8 protein-coding genes are annotated in these 5986 nt (G+C 29.8%); all 8 read right to left on the reverse strand.

From position 1 onward, the window contains the following. Positions 1-468: 468 nt before the first annotated feature. Positions 469-942 carry a hypothetical protein gene (locus ACXAG7_RS19785; RefSeq protein ID WP_476667902.1) on the reverse strand — a complete coding sequence of 158 codons (474 nt, stop codon included), beginning with the start codon at positions 940-942 and terminating at the stop codon, positions 469-471. A 419-nt stretch (positions 943-1361) separates the two neighbouring features. Further along, on the reverse strand, positions 1362-1814 hold the full coding sequence (locus tag ACXAG7_RS19790; RefSeq protein ID WP_476667903.1) for a hypothetical protein: 453 nt from the start codon (positions 1812-1814) through the stop codon (positions 1362-1364). Positions 1815-2114: 300 nt separating this feature from the next. After that, positions 2115-2660, reverse strand: a complete 546-nt coding sequence (locus ACXAG7_RS19795) for a hypothetical protein (RefSeq protein WP_476667904.1) — start codon at positions 2658-2660, stop codon at positions 2115-2117. Between the two features lie 340 nt (positions 2661-3000). Then, a complete protein-coding gene (locus ACXAG7_RS19800; protein ID WP_476667905.1) occupies positions 3001-3180 on the reverse strand; it encodes a hypothetical protein in 180 nt (59 codons plus the stop codon). Between the two features lie 288 nt (positions 3181-3468). Then, positions 3469-4038 carry a hypothetical protein gene (locus ACXAG7_RS19805; RefSeq protein WP_476667906.1) on the reverse strand — a complete coding sequence of 190 codons (570 nt, stop codon included), beginning with the start codon at positions 4036-4038 and terminating at the stop codon, positions 3469-3471. 780 nt (positions 4039-4818) lie between these two features. Continuing rightward, positions 4819-5232 carry a hypothetical protein gene (locus tag ACXAG7_RS19810; RefSeq protein ID WP_476667907.1) on the reverse strand — a complete coding sequence of 138 codons (414 nt, stop codon included), beginning with the start codon at positions 5230-5232 and terminating at the stop codon, positions 4819-4821. Positions 5233-5280: 48 nt separating this feature from the next. Then, positions 5281-5619, reverse strand: a complete 339-nt coding sequence (locus ACXAG7_RS19815) for a hypothetical protein (protein ID WP_476667908.1) — start codon at positions 5617-5619, stop codon at positions 5281-5283. A 185-nt stretch (positions 5620-5804) separates the two neighbouring features. Next, a partial coding sequence (locus ACXAG7_RS19820) for a hypothetical protein (protein ID WP_476667909.1) occupies positions 5805-5986 on the reverse strand: 182 nt, incomplete at its 5' end.

Here is a 5986-nt window from a genome sequence, read left to right on the forward strand (position 1 = left end):
CTCCGTCAAAATCTATTCCATTAACCGGACTATTACCCATCCCTAAATAAGGAGAATGGTATTGCCCAGCAGGGTCTGTCATTAACCACCTACCAATCTAGCATCCCATAATGGAAACTGAAAAGCTTCTTTCCCTGTCTCTGGGTCTTTTTTTCGTACTTGGTAAGTGCATTTATGTATTTTCTTAGTAAATAAGAACCTGTTTGGTTTTTGATAAGAATAGAAACATCTTCCAAATTTTCTAAAATTTTGTGCGGATATAGCAATTTTCATAGCAGCTCAAAAATACGGATTATCAAGGAGACTTGGCTTGCTTTTTCGTGCTAACTGCATAAAAAAACTACCTCAATTACTAGATTAAGATAGTTTTTATAACTTCTCGTTTTGCCATTGCAATTGGCTAATAGTATTATATTCGTTACTTAATTAAATTCCTTTTAAAACTTACTATTACGTTAAAGATTGCTGTCAAGATGTGGAGCAATTATCATTTTTATCATTACAAATAATTTTTAGAAGCTTATCACTTACAATAATTAAAGAATCATTAGGTAAACCTTTAGGATAACCAATAATTCTAACTTCTTTAATAAAACCACTATTGATAAAATAAATGCGCCTAACTAAACCGTTACTAGTACTATCCCAATATTGATTTAGTAATTGCTGAGGCTTGAGTGAAAAAAGAAACTTTTTTAATTTTCTAATCTTTTTATCTTCTGATGTAGAATCAATTACCCCTCCTATATTAAATTTAATAAAAGATGTTTTTTTGTAAAAGTTAATAATTTGCTTATCAATTACTTTATTTTTCAGATTACCATAATAAACTATAGAAATAGTATCATAATTTTCAATTTTGCTTTTTTTAAACTTATTCTTACTTTTAGTAGAACATGATATAAAAAAAACAAACATTAGGAATAATAATTTAATTTTCATAATGAATCATTTTTTACCACAGATAATTATTTCATTTAACATTTGGGAGCTCTCGGCATCAAAATACGCTTTAAAAGCGTTTCTAACATGATTCTTGTAGTTATCTGTAGTACGGTTCCAAAAGTTACTATTCATAGTCGCCTATTATGCAAATCTATGCATCGAATTCGAATCTCCAAATTCAATGAACTCATGCCTCATGAATAATTAGGGTAGCTCTTATGTTTTCAGCAGTTGGTTGGTAATACAGGCATAGCAATTTTCATAACAGCTCAAAAATACGAATTTTCAGAGATTCTTAGCTTGTTCTTTCGTGCTAATTGTATAAAAAAAACTACCTCACAACTTAATGTAAAGTGGCTTTTATATTTATAGTTTATTACTCGAACTCTCCACATGAAAGGATTCGTACGGGAACCTTATTCTTCATTGCTCATTAGCGCGGTATCGGGGCGCGATAAAGCTTTTAAAATATCTTCTTTAGATGTTATGGGCGGAATGTTATAAGTAACAAAAACATCATCAGTATTAAACTCCTTTTTTAGAAATTCAATTATTTTTTGTTCAATACTCGAGTCCACCGACACCCCTAATAACATACTATTATCGTTATTTATTCTCAAAACGGACTGTTTGTATGGACTTTTACTATTTTCAGTATCAAAATAGAATGTATAATCTTTTTTATTACCTACAATATACGCTAACATTTCTTCATAAATGTCCGTTTCATACATTATCGGAGTTCCATATTTGGGGTATTCAAAAAAGTCATCACTTGGCATAAAATCAGACAGATAAGTTCTAAAAAAACTATTTATCTTACCTATGTCAATTGAATTTAAAAAAACATAAACATCACTTGAAATCATATATAATGGAGCTTTAAACCTGCACTCACAAAAGTACCATCTTTAGCTATTCTATAGAGGTAATAAGTTGTGTTTTTATGTAGGTATTCATGAACATTAACTAGCTTCATATTTGAATTCTCTAAACCTATAACACCAAGAGTGTAAGCTTCTCCAAGTTAGAAGGGCTTAACTGTAGATTTTTTCAAAATTCCAATTGTTTTTCTCTCATATTCTCTCAAACCAAACTGTTACATTGAACCTGTCCGAATACCATAAACAACTCCAAACTTTTACTAACCTCTACAGTTTTTATAGAAATTAATCTATTGTTTTACCTGAACATAGTTTTTTAGGTTTTTGACTTTTATCTAAAACATAAGGAGATTTAATTATTTCTATCGTTTCTAAATCATCTTTACAAATAAATAAATTCCAAGATATAAAATCATTTAACCTATAAGTATTTTCGTTTTTTAAGATTATACTGTTGTTCCTAATAAGGTTTTCTTCTTTTAAGCGCTTAATAATCTGCACTCTTTTCTCTGGTGTTAATGTAATTCCATCTTTATAATAATAGATGACATTTTTGCCTTTACAGTTATAAATTGAAAAATCGAAAGGAATTTCATCTTCTTTTAATAAAATATCAGATACATAGAGAGAAACTTCATAATATTTTGATTCGTTATTCTCTACGAGAAGAGCACTAATGTATAGAGGGGAATCTAACTCTTTGCTCATACTCTCAATATACTTTTCTGCATTTACTTTAATAAGCTCTCGTAACTTGTGATTAGATGTATCATTTAAACTGACACAAGACATAAAACTATAAAAGAACAGATAAACAATAAAACTATTCATTAATCCCATATTTCATATTACCATTTACTTTAATAAACTCTGTATCAACCCATTCTCCTAAAACCAAATCTAAAACTTTAACTCTTATAGTGAAATTTATATATCCACTAAAGGTTTAGCATTATCATAACCGAGATGTGCTAAATTAGGGTGTGTATGAAACTTCCTTACTATGGAGTTATATAAATATCATTAAAATTGGAAGGGTCTTCAAAATTAAAACCATCTACTTCCTTTTCTACCATAATAAATCCAATGTAAATTTCATATCTGATTGAAAATATTCTTTAGTTAAAACATCAAGAAACAAACCATTTTCTCCAATATTTAAACCATCTGATTAAATTCCTTTATTTTTTTGACCTATGTGGACATCATCTTTATCAATCAATACATTAAAATTATCATCTATACTCTCGATTATTTTAATTATGCCGTCCTCTTGTAATTTAAATATCTCATCAGCTTTTTCACCACTTCCTCCTTCAAGATCTACAATAGTATTCAGATTATTATTCATACCCCACTAAGATGAATATCCATCATACTTTGGATCCGTAGTTAACCACCTACCAATTCTAGCATCCCAAAGCCTTAATTGAAACGCTTCCTTCCCAGTTTCAGGGTCTTTTTCACGTACTTGGTAAGTGCATATTTGCTTACTCTTAGAGGGCACGGACTACAAGTCCGCGCTATCGGGGTTTTATATTTTTTGTTGTTTTGCTTACTCTTACTCGGCACACGAAAGGATTCATGCAGGAGCATTAATCTTTATCGCTCATTCGTGCGGCATCGAGCGTTTGGAGTGTTATAAACCTCCTATTGTAATTTTCCACCTAGAATCTTTAAATAAAAAATGAAAAATTATACAATGATCATTACTACATTTTACTGGTACTTTATATTCTTTTGCATGGAATGAATAAGATAATCCCGTAATTTTATTATTCCTAGTTCCTCTCTTAATTAAATCTCTATAGTCAGTTTGATAAATAATTTCTTTCAGAACATCAGAAAAAACAAAATCATAATACTTACTAAAATTCTTTTTACTAATACTTAAGTTAATAAACTTTTCTGAATTTTTGTCATAACTTATAGTATCACAATCATGTGAATACTTGAATATAACAGGATAAATACCGCGTATAGAATAATTCATGACTCCTGAAACGTATTCAGTATTTCCATTCTTTAAACTATCTTTAAATTCCTTCCAAAAGGTTTTAAGACTTTTTGAGTCGAATGAAACGTCATCTTTACTTTGCTCTCTGGATTTAATGCCACCATCTTTTTTCGCAATAGCAATCGTCTGTTTTGTACTCTCTGAACAAGAAACAGTCAAAATAAATAAAAATAATACTACTAAATTTTTCATTCTAATACTTAAACCTTCCAAGTGGCGGTACATTACCTGCCTTTGGTATTACATATTTACTGTCTTGTTTTGCAACCATTATCACTTGATTATATTTTATAACTGCTATAGCGGCAATAACTGGTTTTATGATTATTTTACCGTCTACCCAATTAGCCTTATAAAATGTGTTTCATGTTGGAGTTTGCCAATGACGAGATTTTCTCGGAACAGCTACTACAGCATCTCTTGCAAGTACATCTAATTCTGTGCTTGTATTCACTCTAACATATCCTGAATAACCATATTTATGTCATCCTTATATCTTTCTAATTTTCTAAAATAGTGTGCGGGCATAGCAATTTTTCACAGCGACTCAAATATACGGATTTTTAAAGAAACTTGTCCTGTTTTTTCCTACGAACTGCGTAAAAAATACTACCTCACAGCCTCATGTAAAGTAGCTGTTATATTTATTACTGTTAGAAGGAAGTACTCATACCAGGAACGAAAACATTGGTGTGGAGATTTCTATTTTTTATTAATCATTAGTGCACGGGCTGTTGACTTACAGACACATTAAACTTAACAAGCTATACTTCTCAGTATATTTTTATTCATATTACCAACGGTGCTGGTTACAAACGAGTAAAGATCAAAATAATACTGAATTAAAACTTATTGACATGACTATGGCTAAGAAAAAGCTAAATTACATGACCTTATAGATATGGCCATAAGCTACCACAAAACCAAAAAAACTTAGGCTTCTTAAAGCAAAAAGCTACCGTTTGGAAGCTTTTAAACTGATTCATTTAAGTCATCTGAAAATGCAGAAGTGTAATATGTTTCAATATTGTATGGCTCTTTATCAATTACTTTTTCATTAGATAAATCGAAAAATAATCTAAAAAAACAACTATCTAAAATAAATGGTGTTTGCGTAGATTGAAAAACATTTCCATAAGTAACATCAATTATAACATTGATAAAATCATCAAATATTTTCTTTTGAACACATACATCAATGATTTTAAAATCATTTCTTAAATCTACTAAAAAGGACTTTTCTTTATCCTCTAAACCATCGTCATCATAGATATTATTTAATAGGTAAACATTTTCGTTTTGTTGTTCTCCAAAATGTATAATATACTTTTCCAAAAACTTTTTTAATCCTATTTTTTGGCTATCATTATAAAGTTCATCTAACATAACTTCTATTTCTTTTTGCCTTTATCAAAATAATAAACATCTTGTCCTTTATATTTTGTCATATTCCCATAAACACCATGTACTCCATTTTTGCCCAGTCAATTTTATTTCCCATTTATAAGTAACACCATTTATTGTTTTTCCTCCTCCACCTGTTAAAGGCTTGATATCCGATTGTCCTTTAGGATCGGTAGTCAACCACCTTCCAATTCTGGCATCCCATAAACGTAATTGAAACGCTTCTTTACCAGTTTCAGGGTCTTTTTCACGTACTTGGTAAGTGCATTTATGTATTTTCTTAGTAAAAAACAACCTATTGAGCCTTTGATAAGAACAAAAACATCTTTCAAATTTTCCAAAATAGTGTGCGGGCATAGCAAGTTTCATAGCAACTCAAAAATACAAACTTCAGGGATTCTTAGCTTTTCCTTTCGTGAAAACTGTATCGAAAGCTACCTTACATACTAATGTAAAGTAGCTTTTCTATTTAATGTTTATTACTCATACTCGCCACACGAAAGGATTTGTGCGTTAGCACTAATCTTTATCGCTCCTTCGCGCAGCATCTGGGATTATCTCCATTTATAAGATCCCAATTCCGTCCATTTATTTTCTTTACACATGACTCTAATATCGTTAAAATCCTTCTTATTAATTTTTATCATAATATCTTCATTTAAACTATTAGAAAAGGCTTTAAAAAATATAAATCTTCTTCTTTTTTTTAAAAAATAGAGATTATTAATATCATAAT

Source organism: Tenacibaculum sp. AWR4_210 (assembly GCF_056160945.1).